Annotated in this window: 1 pseudogene; it reads right to left on the bottom strand. The window is 59.1% G+C overall.

Features of this window, described 5'->3' with window-relative positions:
• Positions 1 to 491: pseudogene (locus AC0IYH_RS29270) on the bottom strand (type IV secretion protein Rhs); the annotation flags it as partial.

Raw genomic sequence — 491 nt, 5'->3', positions numbered from 1 at the left:
GGTTGGGTGAGTTTCAACAGGCGGCCAGCGGCATCCCACTGATACTGTGTCAGGGCGCCAAACTCATCCTCGCGCGCCACTTGCCGCCCGAGATCGTCATAGCGATAACGCTTGATCCCGCCATTGGGCAGCTGTTCCTCAACGAGCTGCCCGCGCTCATTCCACACCCGCCGCAAGCAACTGTGATCCGGGTACCAAATCCCAATCAGCTGCCCATATTTGTCGTAGCTGTAATCGGTAACATGGCCATCGGGATCGGTCTTGCGGATGACGTCGCCCTGGTCATTACGCTCATATTTCCAGACCGCCTCACCACGGCGTACCACGCGTACGAAACCATTGTCATGCTCGTAGGAAGTCGGTTCATCATCCCCAGGAAACAGCGCCACCAAGCGTCCGGCGTCGTCGTATTGATACGCCGTCACCGCACCCAGCGGGTCCTGCTCGACGGTCAACCGGCCCTTGGCGTCGTAGTCTTTGAAATGCTCGGC

Source organism: Pseudomonas sp. AC463, assembly GCF_979253585.1.
The sequence above is the reverse complement of the archived record's forward strand: the minus strand, read 5'-3'. Positions and strand labels throughout refer to the sequence as shown.